Here is a 20,728-nt window from a genome sequence, read left to right as displayed (position 1 = left end):
TTCCAATTTTAAAAGAGGAATCTCTAATAATCAATTTAATTAGATTTAAATTGATAGTAATAACTTATTTCTTAGTATACTAACTTCAAAAAAGGAGAAGCATTGTTTAACCGATTTATAAATTTACAATAAATCATTGGAACCACCTTGTTTATTGATGATACAACTCGCATTAGCATTTCGTTTTGAACAAGGATTACCCTTGTCTTTCTCTAGCATCTAGACTTTAGATTTTCATAAAAAGTTTATAAATAGGAAAGTAGATACTGTATTTATTTTTAGATTCCTTACCTTTACCAAATAAACTTTAGGGGTGTCTCCGAAAAAGGAGTCTGAGAAATACCCTTCGAACCTGATGCAGTTAATACTGATGAAGGGAAAAGTTAATGTCACTGCATTATTGTATGTGATTTTTCTTCTCGTTATAGGTATGTGCCTAAAGTTTATGGATTTAAGATTTTAGAATGACCATAAACGTTAATAATCAAGAAAAAACTGTTTCCGAAAATAGTTCCATAACATCTTTGTTAGAGCAGCTATCCATTGCTAAAGATGGAATTGCAATAGCAATAAATAATGAAGTTGTTACCAAAAAAGAATGGAGCCAGACTTTAATCAAAGTAAGCGATAATATTACTATAATTCAAGCTACTCAAGGAGGATAAATACATTACAGATAAACGATTACCAGAAGCTAAAACAACATGTTTATGAAGAAAAAAGATACCGCACCACAGCAAGAAAAAATTACTACAACACCTTTTCCCAACTCTAAAAAAGTATATGTAAAAGGAAGTATCCATCCACAGATCAATGTGGCGATGCGGGAAATAGAATTGAGTGATACAGTAGATTCGATGACTCGTAAGAAAACGCCAAATGAGCCTGTAGTAGTATATGATACAAGTGGACCCTATACAGATCCTACCAAAGAAATTAATGTTCATAATGGAATTGAACGTATAAGAGAGCAATGGATATTAGATCGTGGTGATGTCGAAGAGCTAGATGGTTTTTCTTCTGAATACTGTAATCAAAGGCTAAATGACCCAAGTTTAGATCACCTAAGATTCAACCATCTTAGAAAACCAAAAAGAGCAAAAGCTGGTAAGAATGTTTCTCAAATGTATTATGCAAAGCAAGGAATCATTACCCCAGAAATGGAATATGTTGCCATTAGAGAAAATCAAAAAATAGAGGAAGCAACTAGAATTGCCAAACAGCATCCAGGTCAGGATTTTGGGGCGAGTATTCCTAAGAAAATTACTGCAGAGTTTGTAAGAGAGGAAGTAGCAAGAGGTAGAGCAGTAATTCCTTCTAATATTAATCATCCAGAAGCAGAGCCAATGATTTTAGGGCGTAACTTTTTGGTAAAAATTAATGCTAATATTGGTAATTCGGCAACTACTTCCAGTATCGAAGAAGAGGTAGAAAAAGCTGTATGGGCGTGCCGTTGGGGAGCGGATAATATTATGGACCTTTCTACAGGTCAGAATATTCACGAAACCAGAGAGTGGATTGTTCGTAACTCTCCTGTACCAATAGGGACAGTACCAATTTATCAAGCGTTGGAAAAAGTAAACGGTAAGGCAGAAGATCTTACCTGGGAAATTTTTAGAGATACTTTAATTGAGCAAGCAGAGCAAGGAGTAGATTACTTTACCATTCATGCAGGTGTTCGTTTAGCATATGTGCCAATGACTGCTAAAAGAGTTACAGGAATTGTATCTAGGGGAGGATCGATCATGGCAAAATGGTGCTTAGCGCACCATAAAGAGAGTTTCTTATATACTCATTTCGAGGAGATTTGCGAAATCATGAAGTCTTATGATGTTGCATTTTCATTAGGAGACGGTTTGCGTCCAGGAAGTATTGCAGATGCTAATGATGAAGCCCAGTTTGCAGAATTAGAAACACTAGGTGAATTAACAAAAATTGCCTGGAAGCATGACGTACAAACTTTTATTGAAGGACCAGGTCATGTACCTATGCATATGATTAAGCAGAACATGGATAAGCAGTTAGAAGCTTGTGGAGAAGCTCCTTTTTATACATTAGGGCCTTTAACTACAGATATTGCGCCAGGATATGATCATATTACTTCAGGAATTGGAGCGGCAATGATAGGATGGTATGGTACTGCAATGTTATGTTATGTAACTCCAAAAGAGCATTTAGGATTGCCTAATAAGGAAGATGTTAGAACAGGAGTGATTACTTATAAGTTAGCAGCACATGCCGCGGATTTGGCAAAAGGACATCCAGGAGCACAACATAGAGATGATGCTTTGAGTAAAGCACGATTTGAGTTCAGATGGGAAGATCAATTTAATCTTGCCTTAGATCCAGAAAGAGCAAGAGAATATCATGACGAGACCTTACCGGCAGAAGGAGCAAAAATCGCTCATTTCTGTAGTATGTGTGGTCCAAAATTCTGCTCAATGAAAATATCTCAAGAAGTACGAGATTATGCCGCTAAAAAGGAAATTGATGATCAGAAAGCGCTAGAACAAGGAATGCAAGAAAAAGCAGAAGAGTTTAAAGAAAAAGGAAGCGAAGTTTATCTATAAGTATCAAGGTACTTGGAGTTGGGTATCGGACATCGAATCTTGTACCCGATTCCATGTCAAATAGAATAGCAAGCAGAAAAATGATCATCGTAATTACATCAGAAAAGGCTTTGCCAAATGAGGCAGAACAAATTAATCAATTGTTTAAAGAAGGCTTAGAAATATTGCATCTACGTAAACCTACATTTACGATAGATGGATATCGCTCACTTTTGGAGCAGATAGACACAAAGTATCATAATAAAATTATGACACATCAATTTCCTGAGTTAACACAACAGTATAATCTAAGAGGGATTCACCTGCAAGAACAAGCAAGAATTGATCTGAAAGATGCGTTAGAAGTAACTATTCAAGTCTATAAAAACAAAGGTTTTTCTGTAACGAGTTCTTTCCATTCTAAAGAAGATATTAAAGCGTGTAAAGCTGCTTTTGAATATGTGCTATTAAGTCCTGTTTTTGGTTCTATATCTAAAGCTGGATATGAAGGTAAAGGTTTCGATGTAACTGATATGGATCATACTATAATTGGTATGGGTGGTATCAATGAAAGCACACTACAAAAAACCTATGATTTAGGATTTAAAGGGGTTGGAATTTTAGGAGGTGTTTGGAATTCAGAAGATCCAATAAAAAGTTTTATTAAGATTAAAGATGTTCATGATGCTGTTGTTAGGATTATGAATTGAAAGTGTATGAAAAAGCGTCCTAATGTATTAACAATTGCCGGTTTTGATCCTTCATCGGGAGCTGGATTAACGGCTGATATTAAAACGATGGAGGCTTTAAAGTGTTACGGATTTGCTGTATGTACCGCCAATACGATACAAAATGATACTGATTTTGAAGAGTGTATTTGGATTGATAAAGAGGTAATGAAAAATCAAATTGCGATTCTTTTTAAAAAGTTTAGCATTGACTTTGTGAAGATCGGAATTGTTCAGAATTGGAAAGTACTAAATGAAATTATCGATTTTTTATTGAAAAATAATAGTAAGATAAAAATCATTTTGGATCCAGTATTGAGATCTAGCTCTTCCTATGATTTTCATTCCGAAAGTGAAAAACTAGATCATGAAGATAGGAAAGATGATAAAAAGTACTTCGAAGAAGTCTTGCAAAAGATATATCTAATTACTCCTAATTACGAAGAGATCGAAAAACTGTATGCTGATAAGAACATAAAAGAAACTATAAATCATATTTCTGGCTATACGAATGTACTTCTAAAAGGAGGGCATCGTAAAGAAATGGTGGGTAAGGATGAATTGTATACTAAAAAAGGTAATTGTTTTACATTAAACCCAAAGCGCAATAGAATCACAGAAAAACATGGTAGTGGTTGTGTATTATCATCTGCTGTTGCTGCATATTTGGCTTTAGGTTTTCCTTTATTGAAAGCATGTTTTAGAGGAAAAAGATATACAGAAAATGTATTAAGGTCTAATAAGACATTATTGGGCTATCATAAGTTTTAGTGGTTAAGTAGTTGAAGAAGTTAAGAATGTATTAATATGATAAACTTACAATATATATCACAAGGAAATTCTCCACAAGAGCATTTGCAGCATATAGGAGAAGTTTGTGAAGCAGGTGTAAGATGGGTGCAATTACGTCTAAAAAATGAAGATCCAGCTACCATTTTAAATACTGCTCTAAAATGCAGAGAAATCTGTGATCAGTATGGAGCGATTATGATCGTAAACGACAGCGTGAGTATTGCGCAGGCATCGCAGGCAGATGGAGTGCATTTAGGATTAAATGATATGAACCCTAAAGAAGCCAGAAATATTTTAGGCCCTAATTTTATTATTGGAGGTACTGCAAATACACTGCAGGACTGTATACAACATAAGAATGATGGAGTAGATTATATTGGCCTTGGTCCTTTTAGATATACTACAACCAAAGAAAAATTAAGTCCTATTCTTGGAATTGAGGGATATCGATCTGTTATTTCAGAATTAGGAGTTCAGGAAATAGAAATGCCAATTGTAGCGATTGGTGGTATTGTTGAAGAAGATATTGCTGGTATTATGGAAACTGGTGTATCTGGAATTGCTGTTTCTGGAATGCTTACCAATCAGGAAAGATTAGAAGAAAAAATACAACATATAAAAGTGCTCATGGCTAACAAGCTTATAGCGAAAGGCTAAAAAATGGATACATTAAAAATTGCAGATAAAGAGTTTTCATCTAGATTATTTACAGGTACAGGAAAATTTAGTTCCTCTGATCTAATGAGAAAATCATTATTAGCATCGGAAAGTGAATTGATAACAGTAGCTCTAAAAAGAGTAGATGTTGAAGATGATAATGATGATATATTAGGGCATTTAGATCATCCCAGAATTAATTTATTACCAAATACATCGGGAGTTAGAGATGCTAAAGAAGCTGTTTTTGCTGCACAATTGGCAAGGGAAGCGTTAGAAACGAATTGGATCAAATTAGAAATTCATCCTGATCCAAAATATTTGTTACCAGATCCTATAGAGACTTTAAAAGCGGCAGAAGAGCTTGTAAAATTAGGATTTGTAGTAATGCCTTATATTCATGCCGATCCTGTTTTGTGCAAAAGACTCGAAGAGGTAGGAACGCAATGTGTTATGCCTTTAGGAGCGCCAATAGGAAGTAATAAAGGTTTAAAGACATTTGATTTTTTAGAGATAATCATTGATCAAAGTAACGTCCCTGTAATTGTAGATGCAGGTATCGGTAGTCCATCACATGCTGCTTTTGCAATGGAAATTGGAGCAGATGCTGTATTGGTAAATACGGCGATTGCAGTTTCTCAGGAGCCTATTGCTATGGCAGAGGCTTTTAGAATGGCTGTTAAAGCAGGTAGGCTAGCTTATAATGCAAAATTAGCGCCTGTTAAAAAACACGCAGAAGCAAGTAGCCCATTAACAAGTTTTTTGAATGAGTAGTTTCAAAGACATATTCGATAAGTTTGATTGGAACGATGTGCTTTCCGATATTTTACAAAAAAATGAACAAGATGTTCAGCAAGCTTTATATACTTCGAAAAGAACTATTGAGGATTTTAAAGCGTTAATTTCTCCAGCCGCAAAACCGTATTTGGAGCAAATGGCACAATTAAGTTATCAACTTACTAAGAAACGATTTGGGAATACCATACAGATGTATGCACCCATGTATCTTAGTAATGAATGTCAAAACATTTGTACATATTGCGGTTTTAGTATGACTAATAAAATTCCTCGAAGGACTTTGACCGATGAGGAAATACTAGCAGAAGTAGCATATTTAAAGTCAAAAGGATATGATCATATTTTATTGGTTACTGGAGAGGCAAATAAAACTGTAGGTGTTTCATATATCAACAACGCGATACGGTTAATTCAGTCAAAATTTGCAAATATCAATATAGAAGTACAACCATTAGATCAACCGGATTATGAGTTGCTTATAGAAAGTGGTTTGTATGCAGTGTTGGTGTATCAGGAAACTTACCATAAAGAAGAGTATAAGAAGCATCACCCAAAAGGGAGAAAGTCTAATTTTGACTATAGGTTAGAAACTCCAGATCGATTAGGACGTGCAGGAATTCATAAAATAGGGTTAGGAGCTTTGTTTGGGTTGGAAGATTGGAGAGCAGATAGTTTTTTTACTGCGTTGCATTTACAATATCTTCAAAAAACGTATTGGAAAACTAAATACTCTATATCATTTCCGAGGTTACGACCGCATAGTGGAGGATTAGAGCCTAAAGTAGAAATGACAGATTCGGATTTAGTACAATTAATATGCGCATTTCGATTATTAGATGAAGATGTGGAGTTATCTATGTCTACTCGTGAGAGTGAAGTTTTTAGAGAAAATATTGTCAATCTAGGTATTACTTCTATAAGTGCAGAATCCAAAACAAATCCTGGAGGATATGCTGTAGAACCTCAATCTTTGGAACAGTTCGAAATTTCTGATGAGCGTTCTACCGAAGAAGTGGTCACTATGCTAAAATCTAAAGGTTTAGAAGTAGTTTGGAAAGATTGGGCACATAATTGGCAATAATAACTAAGGATAAGTCAGTGCTGCATATGTTAAACAAAGAAGAAAACATTCAATATAGTCGCCATATTTTACTCGATGAGATAGGTGTCGAAGGGCAAGAAAAATTAAAATCTGCCAAAGTTTTAGTTATCGGTGCAGGTGGTTTAGGATGTCCAATTTTACAATATCTTACTGCCGCAGGAGTTGGAACTATCGGTATTATTGATAATGATATAGTTGATCAAACTAACTTACAACGACAAGTTTTATATACAATTAGTGATATTGGAAAGTCAAAAGCAAGAGTTGCTTCAGAAAGGTTAGCAGCGCTAAATCCTTTTGTTTTTTTTAAGGTATATGAAGAATTACTAGATAATGACAATGCTGTAGAACTATTTTCAGCCTATGATATTATAGTGGATGGAAGCGATAATTTTCCGACCAGATACTTAGTGAATGATGCTTGTGTACTAGCTGATAAACCACTAGTTTTTGGATCTATTTTTAAATTTCAAGGACAAGTTTCTGTCTTAAATTATAAGGATGGACCAACATATCGTTGTTTGTTTCCTTCTCCTCCATCTCCAGGAGCTGTTCCTAATTGTTCTGATATAGGAGTTTTGGGGGTGTTACCTGGAATTATTGGAAGTCTTCAAGCCAATGAAGTAATCAAAATGGTTACAGGAATTGGAGAAGTATTACGAGGAAAGCTTTTTTATTTTGATACGCTAACGATGCAACAGCAGGTCATTGCATTCAAGAAAAATCATGATATTGAAATAGACCAACTAGAAGAGGATTACGATTTTTTCTGCGGAATAAGTTCTTATGGTTTTGAAGAAATCAATGCAGTAGAACTGAAAAAACATATAGAAGATTATCAAATTTTAGATGTCAGATCTTTCGAAGAGTTTAATCATTTTAACATAGGCGGTACGCATATTCCTTTAGAAAGTATTTCGGATCATATAATGGAATTGAATGGTAAGAAACCAATTGTAGTTTGTTGTCAATCAGGAATTCGTAGTAAAAGAGCAATAGAACTTATTAGAGAAAAAAGAAATGATCTTCATCTCATTAATTTAAGTAATGGATTGTCTGCTTTTTAATTAGAAATTACCAAAATATTTTGCTCTCTTCTAATCTGATATCTCAATAAAGGAAAACCACCTTCTCCTTCTAATTGCTGCCCATTGATGATTTCATAAGCGTTATCATTACCACAATTAGATTCGGCTCTAATACCAGTTACATTTAGAGCTGAACAGTCACTTGGAGTAATATTAGGATCGCTAAGTTCAAAAGCAGAATATAATGTGTTGTCAACATTGTAGATAATCACACCTTTGATACCAACTCCTTCAATTCCTATTACTTCAGAGTTTCCAGGAAATTTAAGATCATTAAATTGTGGAAGATCTAAATTTACCGTATGGTTAAAACTGATTGACGGAAGGTTAGGGTTATTAGAACGATTATCATCACTACTACAAGAAATGATACATAGTGAAATGGATAGTATAAATAGTATTTTTTTCATTTGTTTACTCTTAAAAAAAGAAAGATATTCTTTATTTACAAAAACAGGGATTTTTTAAACGACCAAATTAGTCAAAAATGTGATTCGGTATTATTTTTTCTTATATTTGTTTTAGATAAAGTCCCATAGCTATGGGATTTTTTGTATTTATATAAACGATGAAGTTATGAGCAAAGTATCCTATTACACTGCAGAAGGGCTAAAAAAATTAAGAGACGAGTTAAATAACCTTAAAGATATAGAAAGACCTAAAGCATCACAAGCAATTGCAGAAGCACGTGATAAGGGAGATTTAAGTGAAAATGCTGAATATGATGCGGCAAAAGAAGCACAAGGACTGTTAGAAATGAGAATTTCTAAATTAGAAGAGACTTTGGCTGGAGCTCGTCTTATTGATGAATCTCAGTTAGATACTTCAAAAGTGTTAATACATTCTACGGTAAAGATAAAAAACCAAACCAATGGTGCTCAAATGACGTATAAACTAGTAGCACAAAGTGAGGCAGATCTTAAAACTGGAAAAATATCGGTAGATTCTCCAATCGGCAAAGGTCTTCTAGGTAAAAGCGTTGGAGAGGTAGCAGAGATTCAAGTTCCTAACGGAATTATGAAGTTTGATGTGGTAGAAATAACAAGAGAATAGTATAAATAACATAGAATACGAAAACCTTTCTTAAAAAAATGAGAAAGGTTTTTTTATGATTATTATTTTCCTAGAAATGTTCTATATTTCGTAACAATAAACCAACCAAAATTTATAACAAATGTCTACCCTTTTTACGAAAATAGTTGCTGGTGAAATACCCTCATATAAAGTTGCAGAAGATGAGCACTTTTATGCTTTCTTAGATATTAACCCCAATGCCAAAGGGCATACGCTATGCATTCCAAAGAAGGAAGAAGATAAAATCTTTGATCTAGACGAAGAAACTTATATAGAACTGATGCGTTTTTCTCGTAAAGTAGCAAAGGCAATTGAAAAATCTGTACCCTGTCTAAGAGTTGGGGTTGCTGTAGTAGGTCTAGAAGTACCTCATGTTCATGTGCATTTAATTCCACTTAATGATATGAGAGAGATGACATTTCAGCATAAAGTATCAATGAGTAAAGAAGAGTTTGAAACATTAGCCGAAAAGATTCAATCTAATTTGTAAATGAGTACCTCTTCAGAATTTAAACTTTCACTACAGCTTAGGATTGATTGGAGTGAAATGGATACCTATCAGCACGTAAATAATGTTAACTTCATGAAATACATGCAGAGTGCGCGTGTTCAATTTTGGGAGGTGTCTGGTTTGGCAAAATTATATGCAACAACCAAAAAAGGACCTATGTTGGTTTCTACCAAATGTGATTTCAAAAATCCTTTATTTTTTCCTGGAAATGTATTGATAAAAACAAAAGTAGCCTATATCAAAAATTCAAGTTTTGGTTTGTATCACGAACTTTACAATGATGATGGTACTTTATGTGCTGTTGGTAACGATGTAGCTGTTTGTTTTGACTTTAATATTGATAAAACATTTGTTATTCCTGAGGATCTTAGAGCTGTAATGAATGAATATGCTTAGAGTTTATCAGCAAAAAGATCGGGGAAAAATAGAAATGCTCCAATAGCACAAGAAACTATCAGAATAAGTAAAAAGAGTATTGTGTAAAATAGTTTAGTAAATCTGATTCCAGAAGACGCTACGGATATTGTTTTCTTATGATATTCATAAACTCTTTCGATATCATCGGTCCATCGACCAGGGTAGATAGTGGTGTCACATTTTTGGCAATCCATACTCTCTATAACATCCTTTTCTGTTTTAATGTATAATTTAGAAAGAACCTTTTTTTGTTTAAAAGAAAGTTGTAGGCTTTTTGTAGCGTAACATTCAGGACAATTATTATTTAGAATGGCGTTTTTTAAAATGATATACTCAGTTTTCACGTTACATTTATTTTAAAAGATAACGTGCGTAAAAACATTATGTTATGCTAGAAGCATCATATTTACTTAAAGTAATCTGAAATGTAGTACCCTTTCCTATTTCCGATCTTAGTACTCGAATTTTACCAGAATGGTATTCTTCAATGATTCTCTTAGCCAACGAGAGCCCAAGTCCCCAACCTCTGGTTTTAGAGGTGTAACCAGGTTCGAAAATCTTAGTAAATTTACTTTTTGGGATTCCTTTTCCCGTATCGGTAATCCTAATGTAAACACGTTTACTATCCTGAGATAAATCAATATTAAGATCTCCTTTTCCTCTCATAGCATCTATCGCATTCTTAACCAAATTTTCTATGGTCCAACTATAAAGCTGAGAGTTTAGAAGTACCACAATAGACTCATCGGGAATGTTTATTGAGAAATTAATTAATTTAGAACTTCTACTTTGTAAATACGTGTATGCTTCACTCGTTTCTTTTACAATATCTGATTCTTCCAAGTTCGGTATCGAGCCAATTTTAGAAAATCGTTCTGTAATTACTTTCAATCTAGAAATGTCTTTTTCGATTTCTACAATGTATTCTGGATTTACTTGTTCTGCTTTTAAAATTTCGTTCCAGCCAACTAATGAAGAAAGTGGTGTTCCGATCTGGTGCGCTGTTTCTTTAGCCATACCAGCCCACAATTTATTTTGTTCACTCGCTTTAGAAGTAGTAAAAAAGAAATAAATAACACCAATAAGCAAAAAAATGATCAATGCAATGGCTATAGGGTAGTATTTTAATTTATTAAGAATAGAAGAATTGCCATAATAGACGTATTGTACGGTATCTTTAAGATCTAAAACAATAGGTTCATTTTCTGATTTCATATTGTCCAGATGATCCCTTAATTCAGTTTCGGAAATGTCTTCTGGAAGGTTTAACGTGGTGCCCTGAATGTCAATTCTTCCTTTGGAGTCTTTGATCAAATCTCCTTCTGCATTTGTAATAATGGTAGGTATTGTATTGTTAGTACGATTGATTAGGTTTGATAATTCTAAATAATCATCAAGACTAAGTTCATCCGAACCGTCTATACCAGAACTACTCAGCGCTTTAAAAGATTGAGCCCAAACTTGCATTTTGATACTTTCATCTTTCTTTAAGCGTTGCAAAAACAAAGAGGTGTTCCATAATACAAGACCTGTAATTACAAGAACGGCAAATATTATAAAGTAACTAGCTAAATTACGTTCGTCAGAAAAGTTCATAAAAAGTGTATTGCAAGTCCTAAATATAAACGTTTTTATACGATTTTATTGTTTTATACCAAGGTAAGTAAAACCAAACAAATGAATGTTAATCGGGTTAAAGTTTAATTATCTTTGTCTTATTAGATTTTTATATGATACGAATTGATCCTTTAGAAGTTTCCACTGGAAAATTACACGGAATGATGCTTGGAGCAATAGGCCCAAGACCTATAGCCTTTGCCAGTACAGTGGATAAGGAAGGGAGTCCAAACCTTTCTCCTTTTAGTTTTTTTAATGTATTTAGTGCTAATCCACCTATTCTTATTTTTTCTCCTGCCCGAAGAGTGAGAGATAATTCTACCAAACATACTTTAGAGAATGTTATAGCTACGGATGAGGTAGTAATTAATATTGTTAATTATGATATTGTTCAGCAAATGTCCTTGTCTAGTACAGAATATCCAGAGGGTGTTAATGAGTTTGAGAAAGCTGGATTGACCATGTTGCCTTCAGAAAAGATAAAATCTTTTAGAGTAGCTGAAGCTCCAGTTCAGTTTGAGTGCAAGGTAAACGAGGTTGTTTCATTGGGTGATAATGGTGGTGCTGGTAACTTGGTTATTTGCGAGGTCTTATTGATGCACGTAAAAGAAGATATATTAGATGCTAATGGTAAGATCGACCAATACAAAATTGATCAGGTAGCTCGTATGGGTGGTAATTGGTATTCTAGAGCAAATATGGGAATGTTCGAAGTGCCAAAACCTCTAAGTACTATAGGAATTGGAATTGATGTACTACCAATTCATATTAAGAATAGTAGTGTTTTTACTGGTAATGATTTAGGCAAATTGGGAAATATTGAAAGTATCCCTGAAATAAACAAAGCCAAAGATTTTGTTAATAACAATAGTGATATTAAGGATAAAATTCAGGGTGCTAACCTAATAGAAATTCATAAATTTGCACAGCAGTATTTGGATAAAGATGATATTCAAACTGCCTGGAATATTTTAGCAGCAATACAATAATTAAACACATGGAAGTACAAGGTAAAGTAAAGATGTTAGGTGAAACGCAGACGTTTGGAAGCAATGGGTTCAGAAAACGTGAGATAGTGGTGACTACAGATGAGCAATATCCACAGCATATAATGGTTGAGTTTATTCAGGATAAATGTGATTTATTAAATAACTTTCAGATAGGTCAGGATGTAAAAATAAGTATCAATTTGCGTGGTCGCGAATGGGTAAATCCTCAGGGAGAAACAAAATATTTTAATTCTATTCAAGGTTGGAGAATCGAAAACTTACAACAAGCAGCTCCTTCAGCTCCGGCAGCAATGCCTCCTGCTGATGCATTTGAACCTGCTACCGATTTTAAAGAAGAAGATCACGACGATCTACCATTTTAAGTTCAACATGTTGCTAAAATTTTAAGCAACATATTGAATTACAAAGCAAAAAGTCCGATACATACGTGTCGGACTTTTCATATTGTGGTTTTAGGTTAACCTTTTAATAAAACTCAAAAAAGCAATGATGAACAAAATTTATCTTAAAAGGTCTTAACAAATATTGCGATTTTTTTGGTCAATTCAAACAACTAATTGATATTTAACGTTGTAGAAACGTTAGCGAATTTAGATTTGTACATACTTAATAATTCTATTGCTTTTCCACCAGTATCCGAGGCCAATAACGACGGATTATTAGCAATTGGTGGAGACCTTTCAGTGCCTAGATTGTTACAGGCATATCATCAAGGTATTTTTCCATGGTATGATGAAGATCAGCCAATTTTGTGGTTCAGTCCTGATCCTAGAATGATACTTTTTCCGAATGAACTAAAGATTAGTAAAAGTATGAAGCAGCTGTTACGAAGAAATACGTTTTCTGTAACTTTTAATAAGGATTTTGAAAATGTAATTGACAATTGTGCTTCGATTGATCGAGTAGATCAATTAGGAACTTGGATAACGCCAGATATGAAAAAAGCTTATACTACACTTCACAAAATGGGATATGCAACTTCAGTAGAAGTTTGGAAAGATTCGGAATTGGTTGGAGGTTTGTATGGAGTATGGCTAAAAGACAAGAATGTCTTTTGTGGCGAAAGTATGTTTTCTAAAGTAAGTAATGCTTCTAAATATGGGTTTATTAAACTTGTAGAGTTTTTAAAGGAAAATGAAGTGAAGTTAATAGATTGTCAGGTACATACAAATCATTTAGAAAGTTTGGGTGCAAAAGAAATTCCAAGAGATGATTTTATGAATTTTTTGAAGTAGATTTATATAAGAAAATCAAACCTTTATGATCATACATAATCTTGAAACCGAAAATTCTATTTTAAATCAATTTATAGCAGAAATTAGAGATACAGCTATCCAAAAAGATGCTATGCGTTTTAGGCGTAATATAGAGCGTATAGGAGAGGTTTTGGGATATGAACTTAGTAAAACTTTGACGTATGCTGAGGAAATGACTCAGACGCCTCTTGGAGCTAAAGAAATCTCGGTTCCACAAAAAGATCTTGTATTGTGTGCTATTTTAAGAGCAGGTTTGCCTTTGCATCAAGGACTTCTTAATTATTTTGATCAAGCAGAAAATGCTTTTATATCAGCTTATAGAGATCATAAGGGAAATAGTGATGAATTTGATGTGGTGGTAAGTTATTTGGCATCTCCTTCCATAGAAAATAAGGTGTTAGTATTAATAGATCCAATGTTAGCTACCGGAAAAACATTAGAAAATACCATGAAAGCTTTAAAAAGTCATGGGACACCTAAGCAAATTCATATAGTTTCAGTTATTGGATCCAACAAAGGAGTGGAGTATGTAGAAAAAATATTTCCAGAAAATACACATCTTTGGATAGCTGCTATTGATCAAGAGCTAAATTCCAAAGGATATATAATTCCTGGATTAGGAGATGCTGGAGACCTTTCTTACGGATCCAAATTGTAATTTACACCTCATTGTACCTGTAACAGTCTACGATATGGTCATTTACGATTCCAATTGCTTGCATAAAAGCATACACTACAGTAGATCCAACAAACTTAAAACCTCGTTTCTTTAAATCTTTACTAATCTTATCAGAAAGAGGAGTATTGGCAGGACATTCTTTATGGTCTTTCCAAGCATTTTTAATAGGTTTTCCATCTACAAATCCCCAGATATACGCATCAAAACTTCCAAATTCTTCCTGGATCTTGATAAAGTTCTGAGCATTCGTAATTGCAGAATTTACTTTTAGTTTGTTTCGGATGATACCTGGATTTTGTAATAATTCTTCTTTTTTGTTATCGTCATATCGCGCCACACGTTGGTAATCAAAATTGTCAAAAGCAACTCTAAAATTATCGCGTTTTCTAAGAATTGTAATCCAACTTAATCCTGCCTGAAAGGTTTCTAGAACTAAGAATTCAAATAATAATTGTTCATCGTGCAATGGAACACCCCATTCATTATCATGATAAGATTCATACAAAGGGTCGCCAATACACCATCCGCATCGAGTTTTTCCCATAAAGTATTTTTTAAAAATTATTGTCTAAAATAAAGTATTCCTATTGATATTTTTGAAGTACTGAATAAATGTTTTTTATCGAAATGGTATTTTTGACACTGTAGAAGGGTTTACATGATTTGTAAGTTTTGAAACTCGGTCTCGTCTTAGTTCGTAAGAGAGATAACAACTATGGAAACAACAATGACAATACATAATTTAATAGAAAAAGGAATCGATAATTCATATTCCTATCAGGAATATAGAAGTTTAGTAAGTGACCTATTAGCAGAAGGTAAGTCTACAGGTCATGAACAGTCTGATGCATTAACTAATTACAGTATGCTGAATGATCGTAGAATGAAAAGACTGGACAAAACTTTAAAAATAGATGATCAAGTAAAGGATGCGTTTACGAATGCTAAAACAGATATTACCTGGTTGGTGTTAACCGAAGGTTGGTGTGGTGATGCTGCACAATCCTTACCGGTAATTAATAAGCTTGCAGAAATGAACGATGGAATTAAGCTAAGAATTATTTCTAGAGATGATAATGACGAACTAATGAATAACTTTCTTACTAACGGTGGCAAGTCTATCCCTAAATTAATTGCTTATAATAAAGAAACAAAAGAAGTAGTAGATAGTTGGGGTCCAAGACCATCAGTAGCTACTAAAATGGTAAATGACTATAAAGAGTTACACGGAAGTCTGGATCCAGAATTTAAGCAAGATTTACAGGTTTGGTATAACAAAGATAAAGGGAATAACATCGCAGAAGATTTAGTAAAGCTTCTGTAAGCTATCCTCCGTAATTAAAGTAATATGTGATAAAACCTTTTTGTTCTTCTATTTCAGAAGAGGAGAATAAAGCATCTCGTGCATAATTAATTGCGTTTTCAAAAAGACATTCGTTTCGCGTGGTAGATCTTTTTTTGTCAACTTTGGCATCGGTAACATAACCGTTCTGGTTTACCTCAATTTTAATAACGACTTTCCCACTCCCATTACAAGTATAAATAGGATTGGGGATGTCTTTTTTTTGTCTTCCTTTTAGTGTAAAAGTAACCGAACTATTTCTATTATTAACTTCTTCAGAAATTGGCTTTTCATCTTTTTTAGATTCCTCAACCTTTTCCTCAATGATTTCTTCGTTCACTATTTCCTCTCCTTCTACCATTTCTTCATTATCAGAAGTTTGTTTTGTCGCTTCTGCTGTTTCGGTAAGAGATTTCAGACGTTGTTCGAAATCCTCAGAATCCTCGAAATCTTCGTTAAACGCATCATGAGTTCTTTTCGAGGCGATTAATTCTCTGTTTTCTTCGGGAGCTATTTCTTCTTCGGGTTCTTCTTGTTTTGCAAGTTCTTCCATTAACTCTTCTGGGATTTCCATAAGAATTTCTGACTGCTCTTTCTTTTTATTCACCATATTAATATTGTAGAGCGTCAACACAAAAATACCCATCAACATAGATGTGATAATTAATGCTTTATGTTTTTCTATAAATTGCATAGGTATCTATAACTCCTTTTCTTCTACAATATTTTATAAGGTTTCGATTTCTGCACGTAGCTGATTTTCAAATATTTCAGGGCTTATTGCGTCCGTAACATCAAAAGATCCGATTTTAGTTCTTCTTAATGCGCTCAGATGGCCACCACTTTGCAATGCTTTTCCAAAATCATGTGCTAATGATCGTATATAGGTTCCTTTTCCGCAAACTACTCTAAAATCTACTTCTGGTAATTCTATTCGTGTAATTTCAAATTCGGAAATCGTAATTTTCCTTGCTGCTACGGCTACTTCTTCTCCCTCGCGAGCATACTCATATAATCTTTTTCCATCCTTTTTTAAGGCTGAAAAAACTGGAGGATATTGTTCAATTTCTCCAACAAACCCTTTTATGGTTTTCTGTATATTTTCTGCTGAAATATGATCTATAGGAAAAGTCTGATCTACTTCAGTCTCTAAGTCATAAGAAGGTGTCGTTGCTCCTAAGGTAATGGTTCCAGTGTATTCTTTGGTTTGCCCCATGAATTCCTGAATTCGTTTTGTAAACTTACCAGTGCAAATGACTAGTAATCCAGAAGCTAGTGGGTCTAACGTACCAGCATGACCAACTTTAATTTTTTTAATCCCGAAAGTTTTACGAATACGCCAACGTACTTTGTTAACAACCTGAAAGGAAGTCCATTGAAGCGGTTTGTCGATCAGAACGATCTGACCGTCTTTATAATCTTGTTCGGTTAGCATTACTGGGGACTATTTAATAAAACCAAAGATGATGGCAATTACACCAACAACAATACAATATAAGGCAAAATATGATAATTTACTCTTTTTTACCAAAGAAATCATCCATGTACAGGCAAAAAGTCCAGAAATAAAAGCTGCTAAAAACCCTAGAATTAAAGGGAAACTACTCTCTGAAGAGATGTTTAAATCCCCACTTAATAGGTCTTTGGCAATCTTTCCGAAAATTAAAGGAATTACCATAAGAAATGAGAATCTTGCTGCTTTTGTTTTATCATTACCCAGCAGTACAGACGTAGAAATGGTAGCTCCACTTCTAGAAATACCTGGTAACATGGCAATCGCTTGAGCAATTCCTATAACAAAAGCATTAGACGTGCTTACGATCTTATTAGTGTCTTTTGCCTTATCTGCTAACCATAAAAGAATCGCCGTGATCAATAACATAAAACCAACGAACATAATATTCCCACCAAAAAGCTGCTCTAATTGTTCTTCGAAAAATAGACCAATAAGAACTGCCGGAATCATAGAAACTATAATTCGCAGAGAAAACATAGTTTCTTCATTCTTTTTAAATTGAAAAAGACCTTTTAAGATCTGTAGAATGTCTTTTCGAAATACAACAATAGTACTAAGTGCTGTCGCAAAATGCAAAACAACTGTAAAAAGCAAGGATTCTTCGGGTACACTTTTATCACCTAGAATAGCTTTTCCTAATTCTAAATGACCACTGGAAGAAACTGGAAGAAATTCAGTTAGTCCCTGAATTACACCCAAAATGATAGCATCAATAATTTCCATAAGGAACGTTTTGTAAAATTCGATGCAAATATATAACTACGAGAAGATAAATCGTTTGTTTACTCGCTTTTCTTCTTGTCTGGATTTAGTAAAATGGCATAAACTTCAATTCCAAATCCAATTAATACAATCATAGGAGCTAATCGAATTCTTCTGAAATTGTAAATCTCAGGATTAAAAACATTAGGATCGTCACTTCCACCTCCTGCCATTAGGATAAAACCTAAGGCAATTACAGCAATACCAATTGCCATTACTACATAGTTTTTCTTCCCAAAAACGAAATCTGGTTTGTGCACTGTGCTATTGTTGGATTGTTTACTCATGAATGTCGTTATTTATGATGTTGTTCTATCTAGGTATGCAAGGAAGATAGAATTCCAATGTTTATATTTTTATAACTATTCTTCTTCTTGAATTTCATTAAAAATTACACGATCATCTACTACCAATTTAGAGACATGTCCCATAATTTTGTCACGCGTAAATATAGTCCATCTATGAATAGAATACAAAGTAACTTTTTTGCCTATTAATTCCTCTTGTAACTGTTGGATAGTCAACCCTTGTTCTAATCCTCGATTAATATAATAGTAATGATCATCATTTTCTAAAGTAATGGCGATATCAAAACCGCTTTTCTCTTCTACTTTGGTAACAAAGCCTGTAATTTCTATAACGTCATCAGGTTGCACATCTCGTATTGGTTTAAACGTTTGAATGGCAACCCACATAAAAATGATGAACAATACCGATGATATGGAAAAGAAAATTCTTCCGGTTTTTTTCATGATAGCTTCAGATAATTAATAGTATAATTCATCAGTTCTAAGATTAAGAAAACGCTGAGTAGCGAAGAAAGTACTAAGCCATGTGATGAAAACACCTATTCCAAAAACTCCTCCAAATAAACCAATGAGTAAGATTTTGTCATTCAATAAACCTAGTTCAGGAAAAGCCTGATCCAAATAATATAATACAACTCCTACTCCTATTAATGCAACAATTGCTCCGATCATACCTAGACGAATGCTCTTCCAAACAAAAGGTCTACGGATGAATTTTTTGGTAGCACCTACCATTTGCATTGTTTTAATAATAAAACGTTTTGAGTATACAGATAATCGTATGGAACTATTGATAAGTAACACCGCAATAAATGTGAAAATCCCACTAATAAGTAATACCCAAAAACTTATTTTTTTGATATTGTCATTTAGTAGCGAGATTAAAGGTTTGTCATAAATTACTTCGTCTACAAAATCTTTCTTAGTAATGCTTGTGGTTATTTCATCAATTTTTACTTGATCTACAAAGTCGGCTTTAAGAAATACATCTATAGAATTTTGTAAAGGATTGTATCCTAAAAAATCCATAAAGTTTTCTCCAATATCCTTACTATGCTCTTCTGCCGCTTCATCTTTAGAAATATAAGTAGTAGACTTGGTGTATTCTGCCAACGCTAGACTTTTTTCCATTTGTTTAATTTCTACCTCTTTGGCAGTATCTTTTAAGTAAATGGTCAAAGCAATTTTTTCTTTAAAATGATCGGCTACCTTTTTGGTATTCAACACCAAAAGACCTAATAATCCCAATAAAAAAAGCACCAGAGAAATACTAATCACCACAGAGAAATAAGAAGATATAAGTCTGCGTTTCTGATATTTTTCAAAGGATGAGCTCATAAAGATTTATTTTGCAGGTAAAAATAATAAAGTTAATAGACTTTTGATGCTAAATACATCTCATTTCAGAATTAGTTGCACTAATAATTAAGATCAATTATAATAATCTTTTATCTAATTTTAGTTTCTTTATCAGATAACGTAAACTTACAAACATTGTTATTTTTAATATAACCAAATCATATGCATACAGTAATAATTGGTATAGGAGGAGTAGGAGGATATTTTGGAGGTAAGATTGCTTTTTCGGGTCAGAAAGTATCTATGCTGGCAAGAGGAGCACATCTCGAAGCGATACTCCAGGATGGATTGCAAGTAAAGAGTATTGAAGGAGATTTTGTTACAGCACCTTTTTCGGTAACAGATGATATACATCAAATTGATAAAGCCGATTTAATATTGATTTGTACAAAATCATGGCAAGTTAAAGACGCTGCCGAAATCATAAAACCATTACTTAAAGATACTACTGTTGTAATTCCGTTACAAAATGGAGCTGATAATGCAGAAAAGATCATTTCCGTGATTGATAAGAAATATGTATTGGGAGGTTTATGCAAAATCTACAGCAAGATCGAATCACCAGGAATAATTTCACATTTTGGACACCCACCAGAGATTATTTTTGGAGAATTGGATAAAACTAAATCAGATCGACTAGTTCGTATAAAAGAGGTGTTTGATAAAGCAGGTTTTAAAAATAAAATTTCTGAGGATATTCAGGTAGACATTTGGAGTAAGTTTATGTTTATTGCCACAGTAAGTGGATTGGGAGCGTTAACCAGAGCTACGATTGGAGAGATGTATGCGCATCCAGAGCTTAATAGTATATTGAAAGCTACAGCTTCCGAAATTTATCAAGTTGCTATTGCAAAAAAAGTAGCAATGCCTCCGACCATTGTAGAAGGTATCATGAATTTTATCAAAAATCAGCCTTATGATGCCACAGCATCTACTCAAAGAGATATTATGGAAGGTAGACCTTCAGAGCTAGAAAATTTTAATGGTTTTATTGTAAAAGAAGGTAAAAAACTAGGTGTCGATACACCTACAAATACGTTTATTTATAGTTGCTTACAACCAATGGAAGCAAAAGCAAGATTAAATTCTTAGCATTTTGTTATCCTTTTACAAAGAATAGATACTCAAAAGCTTCGAAATTCAGGAGATGAGGTACGAGTCGA

At 33.7% G+C, this 20,728-nt stretch carries 27 protein-coding genes and 1 riboswitch; of the genes, 17 read left to right on the top strand and 10 right to left on the bottom strand.

All coding sequences use genetic code 11. The features are described from left to right. Nucleotides 1-299: 299 nt before the first annotated feature. A riboswitch (TPP riboswitch) is annotated at nt 300-396 on the top strand. A 68-nt stretch (nt 397-464) separates the two neighbouring features. The 8 genes from thiS to moeB are packed head-to-tail and all read left to right on the top strand — an operon-like array spanning nt 465 to nt 7,693. Then, nucleotides 465-665: a sulfur carrier protein ThiS gene (gene thiS, locus ACWNT5_RS05185; protein WP_456516820.1), complete on the top strand. Its 201-nt coding sequence runs from the start codon at nt 465-467 to the stop codon at nt 663-665. A gap of 45 nt (nt 666-710) precedes the next feature. Further along, entirely contained in the window at nt 711-2,570 is a 1,860-nt protein-coding gene (thiC, locus tag ACWNT5_RS05180) for a phosphomethylpyrimidine synthase ThiC (RefSeq protein ID WP_456516819.1), read from the top strand. Nucleotides 2,571-2,623: 53 nt separating this feature from the next. Beyond that, entirely contained in the window at nt 2,624-3,259 is a 636-nt protein-coding gene (locus ACWNT5_RS05175; RefSeq protein WP_456516818.1) for a thiamine phosphate synthase, read from the top strand. A gap of 6 nt (nt 3,260-3,265) precedes the next feature. Further along, complete coding sequence (locus tag ACWNT5_RS05170; protein WP_456516817.1) at nt 3,266-4,048, top strand: hydroxymethylpyrimidine/phosphomethylpyrimidine kinase; 783 nt, start codon at nt 3,266-3,268, stop codon at nt 4,046-4,048. A 36-nt stretch (nt 4,049-4,084) separates the two neighbouring features. Beyond that, nucleotides 4,085-4,726 (top strand): thiamine phosphate synthase, encoded by a 642-nt coding sequence (locus ACWNT5_RS05165; protein WP_456516816.1) that lies wholly within the window; start codon nt 4,085-4,087, stop codon nt 4,724-4,726. A gap of 3 nt (nt 4,727-4,729) precedes the next feature. Beyond that, entirely contained in the window at nt 4,730-5,500 is a 771-nt protein-coding gene (locus ACWNT5_RS05160; RefSeq protein WP_456516815.1) for a thiazole synthase, read from the top strand. Continuing rightward, complete coding sequence (thiH, locus tag ACWNT5_RS05155) at nt 5,493-6,605, top strand: 2-iminoacetate synthase ThiH (RefSeq protein ID WP_456516814.1); 1,113 nt, start codon at nt 5,493-5,495, stop codon at nt 6,603-6,605. Before ACWNT5_RS05160 ends, thiH begins: the two co-directional genes overlap by 8 nt. Before the next feature lie 26 nt (nt 6,606-6,631). Then, entirely contained in the window at nt 6,632-7,693 is a 1,062-nt protein-coding gene (moeB, locus tag ACWNT5_RS05150; protein ID WP_456516813.1) for a molybdopterin-synthase adenylyltransferase MoeB, read from the top strand. On the opposite strand, the gene ACWNT5_RS05145 is transcribed toward moeB, so the two are convergent. Further along, the gene (locus ACWNT5_RS05145) at nt 7,690-8,124 is read right to left on the bottom strand and encodes a hypothetical protein (protein ID WP_456516812.1); all 435 of its coding nucleotides are present in this window, start codon (nt 8,122-8,124) and stop codon (nt 7,690-7,692) included. The genes moeB and ACWNT5_RS05145 overlap by 4 nt on opposite strands. A gap of 166 nt (nt 8,125-8,290) precedes the next feature. Here ACWNT5_RS05145 and greA point away from each other — a divergent pair, with 166 nt between their 5' ends. The 3 genes from greA to ACWNT5_RS05130 all read left to right on the top strand — a co-directional run bounded on the left by greA (nt 8,291) and on the right by ACWNT5_RS05130 (nt 9,695). Continuing rightward, nucleotides 8,291-8,767, top strand: coding sequence for a transcription elongation factor GreA (gene greA, locus ACWNT5_RS05140; protein WP_299605043.1), 477 nt, complete (start codon nt 8,291-8,293; stop codon nt 8,765-8,767). Between the two features lie 121 nt (nt 8,768-8,888). Then, nucleotides 8,889-9,278 (top strand): HIT family protein, encoded by a 390-nt coding sequence (locus ACWNT5_RS05135; RefSeq protein ID WP_299605044.1) that lies wholly within the window; start codon nt 8,889-8,891, stop codon nt 9,276-9,278. After that, nucleotides 9,279-9,695 carry an acyl-CoA thioesterase gene (locus ACWNT5_RS05130; protein ID WP_299605045.1) on the top strand — a complete coding sequence of 139 codons (417 nt, stop codon included), beginning with the start codon at nt 9,279-9,281 and terminating at the stop codon, nt 9,693-9,695. On the opposite strand, the gene ACWNT5_RS05125 is transcribed toward ACWNT5_RS05130, so the two are convergent. Beyond that, nucleotides 9,692-10,060 (bottom strand): hypothetical protein, encoded by a 369-nt coding sequence (locus ACWNT5_RS05125; protein WP_299605047.1) that lies wholly within the window; start codon nt 10,058-10,060, stop codon nt 9,692-9,694. The two genes, ACWNT5_RS05130 and ACWNT5_RS05125, sit on opposite strands and share 4 nt — an antisense overlap. A 37-nt stretch (nt 10,061-10,097) precedes the next feature. Next, nucleotides 10,098-11,312: a sensor histidine kinase gene (locus ACWNT5_RS05120; protein ID WP_299605049.1), complete on the bottom strand. Its 1,215-nt coding sequence runs from the start codon at nt 11,310-11,312 to the stop codon at nt 10,098-10,100. 134 nt (nt 11,313-11,446) lie between these two features. On the opposite strand from ACWNT5_RS05120, the gene ACWNT5_RS05115 reads away from it, so the two are divergent. From ACWNT5_RS05115 to upp, 4 genes are all read left to right on the top strand, one after another. Continuing rightward, nucleotides 11,447-12,322, top strand: a complete 876-nt coding sequence (locus tag ACWNT5_RS05115) for a flavin reductase family protein (RefSeq protein ID WP_456516811.1) — start codon at nt 11,447-11,449, stop codon at nt 12,320-12,322. 8 nt (nt 12,323-12,330) lie between these two features. Beyond that, the gene (locus tag ACWNT5_RS05110; RefSeq protein WP_299605052.1) at nt 12,331-12,705 is read left to right on the top strand and encodes a DUF3127 domain-containing protein; all 375 of its coding nucleotides are present in this window, start codon (nt 12,331-12,333) and stop codon (nt 12,703-12,705) included. Between the two features lie 234 nt (nt 12,706-12,939). Continuing rightward, nucleotides 12,940-13,578: a leucyl/phenylalanyl-tRNA--protein transferase gene (aat, locus tag ACWNT5_RS05105; protein ID WP_456516951.1), complete on the top strand. Its 639-nt coding sequence runs from the start codon at nt 12,940-12,942 to the stop codon at nt 13,576-13,578. A gap of 25 nt (nt 13,579-13,603) precedes the next feature. Beyond that, nucleotides 13,604-14,257 carry a uracil phosphoribosyltransferase gene (gene upp / locus ACWNT5_RS05100; RefSeq protein WP_299605054.1) on the top strand — a complete coding sequence of 218 codons (654 nt, stop codon included), beginning with the start codon at nt 13,604-13,606 and terminating at the stop codon, nt 14,255-14,257. 1 nt (nt 14,258) lies between these two features. On the opposite strand, the gene ACWNT5_RS05095 is transcribed toward upp, so the two are convergent. Further along, nucleotides 14,259-14,822 carry a DNA-3-methyladenine glycosylase I gene (locus ACWNT5_RS05095; RefSeq protein ID WP_456516810.1) on the bottom strand — a complete coding sequence of 188 codons (564 nt, stop codon included), beginning with the start codon at nt 14,820-14,822 and terminating at the stop codon, nt 14,259-14,261. Nucleotides 14,823-14,993: 171 nt separating this feature from the next. Here ACWNT5_RS05095 and ACWNT5_RS05090 point away from each other — a divergent pair, with 171 nt between their 5' ends. Continuing rightward, nucleotides 14,994-15,602, top strand: a complete 609-nt coding sequence (locus ACWNT5_RS05090; protein ID WP_456516809.1) for a thioredoxin family protein — start codon at nt 14,994-14,996, stop codon at nt 15,600-15,602. Nucleotide 15,603: 1 nt separating this feature from the next. Here ACWNT5_RS05090 and ACWNT5_RS05085 read toward each other — a convergent pair whose 3' ends face one another. From ACWNT5_RS05085 to ACWNT5_RS05060, 6 genes are all read right to left on the bottom strand, one after another. Next, complete coding sequence (locus ACWNT5_RS05085) at nt 15,604-16,314, bottom strand: hypothetical protein (protein WP_456516808.1); 711 nt, start codon at nt 16,312-16,314, stop codon at nt 15,604-15,606. Nucleotides 16,315-16,347: 33 nt separating this feature from the next. Next, nucleotides 16,348-17,055 (bottom strand): tRNA pseudouridine(55) synthase TruB, encoded by a 708-nt coding sequence (gene truB / locus ACWNT5_RS05080; protein WP_456516807.1) that lies wholly within the window; start codon nt 17,053-17,055, stop codon nt 16,348-16,350. A 9-nt stretch (nt 17,056-17,064) separates the two neighbouring features. After that, the gene (locus ACWNT5_RS05075) at nt 17,065-17,859 is read right to left on the bottom strand and encodes an undecaprenyl-diphosphate phosphatase (protein WP_299605064.1); all 795 of its coding nucleotides are present in this window, start codon (nt 17,857-17,859) and stop codon (nt 17,065-17,067) included. Between the two features lie 59 nt (nt 17,860-17,918). After that, nucleotides 17,919-18,185 carry a DUF3098 domain-containing protein gene (locus ACWNT5_RS05070; protein ID WP_456516806.1) on the bottom strand — a complete coding sequence of 89 codons (267 nt, stop codon included), beginning with the start codon at nt 18,183-18,185 and terminating at the stop codon, nt 17,919-17,921. Nucleotides 18,186-18,260: 75 nt separating this feature from the next. After that, a complete protein-coding gene (locus ACWNT5_RS05065) occupies nt 18,261-18,650 on the bottom strand; it encodes a hypothetical protein (RefSeq protein ID WP_456516805.1) in 390 nt (129 codons plus the stop codon). 15 nt (nt 18,651-18,665) lie between these two features. Beyond that, complete coding sequence (locus ACWNT5_RS05060) at nt 18,666-19,544, bottom strand: cell division protein FtsX (RefSeq protein ID WP_299605071.1); 879 nt, start codon at nt 19,542-19,544, stop codon at nt 18,666-18,668. A 183-nt stretch (nt 19,545-19,727) separates the two neighbouring features. Between ACWNT5_RS05060 and ACWNT5_RS05055 the strand changes: the two genes are divergently transcribed. Beyond that, a complete protein-coding gene (locus ACWNT5_RS05055; RefSeq protein ID WP_456516804.1) occupies nt 19,728-20,657 on the top strand; it encodes a ketopantoate reductase family protein in 930 nt (309 codons plus the stop codon). Nucleotides 20,658-20,728: the final 71 nt, after the last annotated feature.

The organism is Aquimarina sp. 433, from assembly GCF_054054605.1.
Note: the sequence above shows the minus strand (reverse complement) of the source record. Positions and strands in the feature narration are given on the sequence as shown.

Coding starts and splice junctions, on each gene's coding strand:
- thiS (WP_456516820.1), top strand. CDS start 465: ATGACCATAAACGTTAATAATCAAGAAAAAACTGTTTCCGAAAATAGT.
- thiC (WP_456516819.1), top strand. CDS start 711: ATGAAGAAAAAAGATACCGCACCACAGCAAGAAAAAATTACTACAACA.
- ACWNT5_RS05175 (WP_456516818.1), top strand. CDS start 2,624: ATGTCAAATAGAATAGCAAGCAGAAAAATGATCATCGTAATTACATCA.
- ACWNT5_RS05170 (WP_456516817.1), top strand. CDS start 3,266: ATGAAAAAGCGTCCTAATGTATTAACAATTGCCGGTTTTGATCCTTCA.
- ACWNT5_RS05165 (WP_456516816.1), top strand. CDS start 4,085: ATGATAAACTTACAATATATATCACAAGGAAATTCTCCACAAGAGCAT.
- ACWNT5_RS05160 (WP_456516815.1), top strand. CDS start 4,730: ATGGATACATTAAAAATTGCAGATAAAGAGTTTTCATCTAGATTATTT.
- thiH (WP_456516814.1), top strand. CDS start 5,493: ATGAGTAGTTTCAAAGACATATTCGATAAGTTTGATTGGAACGATGTG.
- moeB (WP_456516813.1), top strand. CDS start 6,632: ATGTTAAACAAAGAAGAAAACATTCAATATAGTCGCCATATTTTACTC.
- ACWNT5_RS05145 (WP_456516812.1), bottom strand. CDS start 8,124: ATGAAAAAAATACTATTTATACTATCCATTTCACTATGTATCATTTCT.
- greA (WP_299605043.1), top strand. CDS start 8,291: ATGAGCAAAGTATCCTATTACACTGCAGAAGGGCTAAAAAAATTAAGA.
- ACWNT5_RS05135 (WP_299605044.1), top strand. CDS start 8,889: ATGTCTACCCTTTTTACGAAAATAGTTGCTGGTGAAATACCCTCATAT.
- ACWNT5_RS05130 (WP_299605045.1), top strand. CDS start 9,279: ATGAGTACCTCTTCAGAATTTAAACTTTCACTACAGCTTAGGATTGAT.
- ACWNT5_RS05120 (WP_299605049.1), bottom strand. CDS start 11,312: ATGAACTTTTCTGACGAACGTAATTTAGCTAGTTACTTTATAATATTT.
- ACWNT5_RS05115 (WP_456516811.1), top strand. CDS start 11,447: ATGATACGAATTGATCCTTTAGAAGTTTCCACTGGAAAATTACACGGA.
- ACWNT5_RS05110 (WP_299605052.1), top strand. CDS start 12,331: ATGGAAGTACAAGGTAAAGTAAAGATGTTAGGTGAAACGCAGACGTTT.
- upp (WP_299605054.1), top strand. CDS start 13,604: ATGATCATACATAATCTTGAAACCGAAAATTCTATTTTAAATCAATTT.
- ACWNT5_RS05095 (WP_456516810.1), bottom strand. CDS start 14,822: ATGGGAAAAACTCGATGCGGATGGTGTATTGGCGACCCTTTGTATGAA.
- ACWNT5_RS05090 (WP_456516809.1), top strand. CDS start 14,994: ATGGAAACAACAATGACAATACATAATTTAATAGAAAAAGGAATCGAT.
- ACWNT5_RS05085 (WP_456516808.1), bottom strand. CDS start 16,314: ATGCAATTTATAGAAAAACATAAAGCATTAATTATCACATCTATGTTG.
- truB (WP_456516807.1), bottom strand. CDS start 17,055: ATGCTAACCGAACAAGATTATAAAGACGGTCAGATCGTTCTGATCGAC.
- ACWNT5_RS05075 (WP_299605064.1), bottom strand. CDS start 17,859: ATGGAAATTATTGATGCTATCATTTTGGGTGTAATTCAGGGACTAACT.
- ACWNT5_RS05070 (WP_456516806.1), bottom strand. CDS start 18,185: ATGAGTAAACAATCCAACAATAGCACAGTGCACAAACCAGATTTCGTT.
- ACWNT5_RS05065 (WP_456516805.1), bottom strand. CDS start 18,650: ATGAAAAAAACCGGAAGAATTTTCTTTTCCATATCATCGGTATTGTTC.
- ACWNT5_RS05060 (WP_299605071.1), bottom strand. CDS start 19,544: ATGAGCTCATCCTTTGAAAAATATCAGAAACGCAGACTTATATCTTCT.
- ACWNT5_RS05055 (WP_456516804.1), top strand. CDS start 19,728: ATGCATACAGTAATAATTGGTATAGGAGGAGTAGGAGGATATTTTGGA.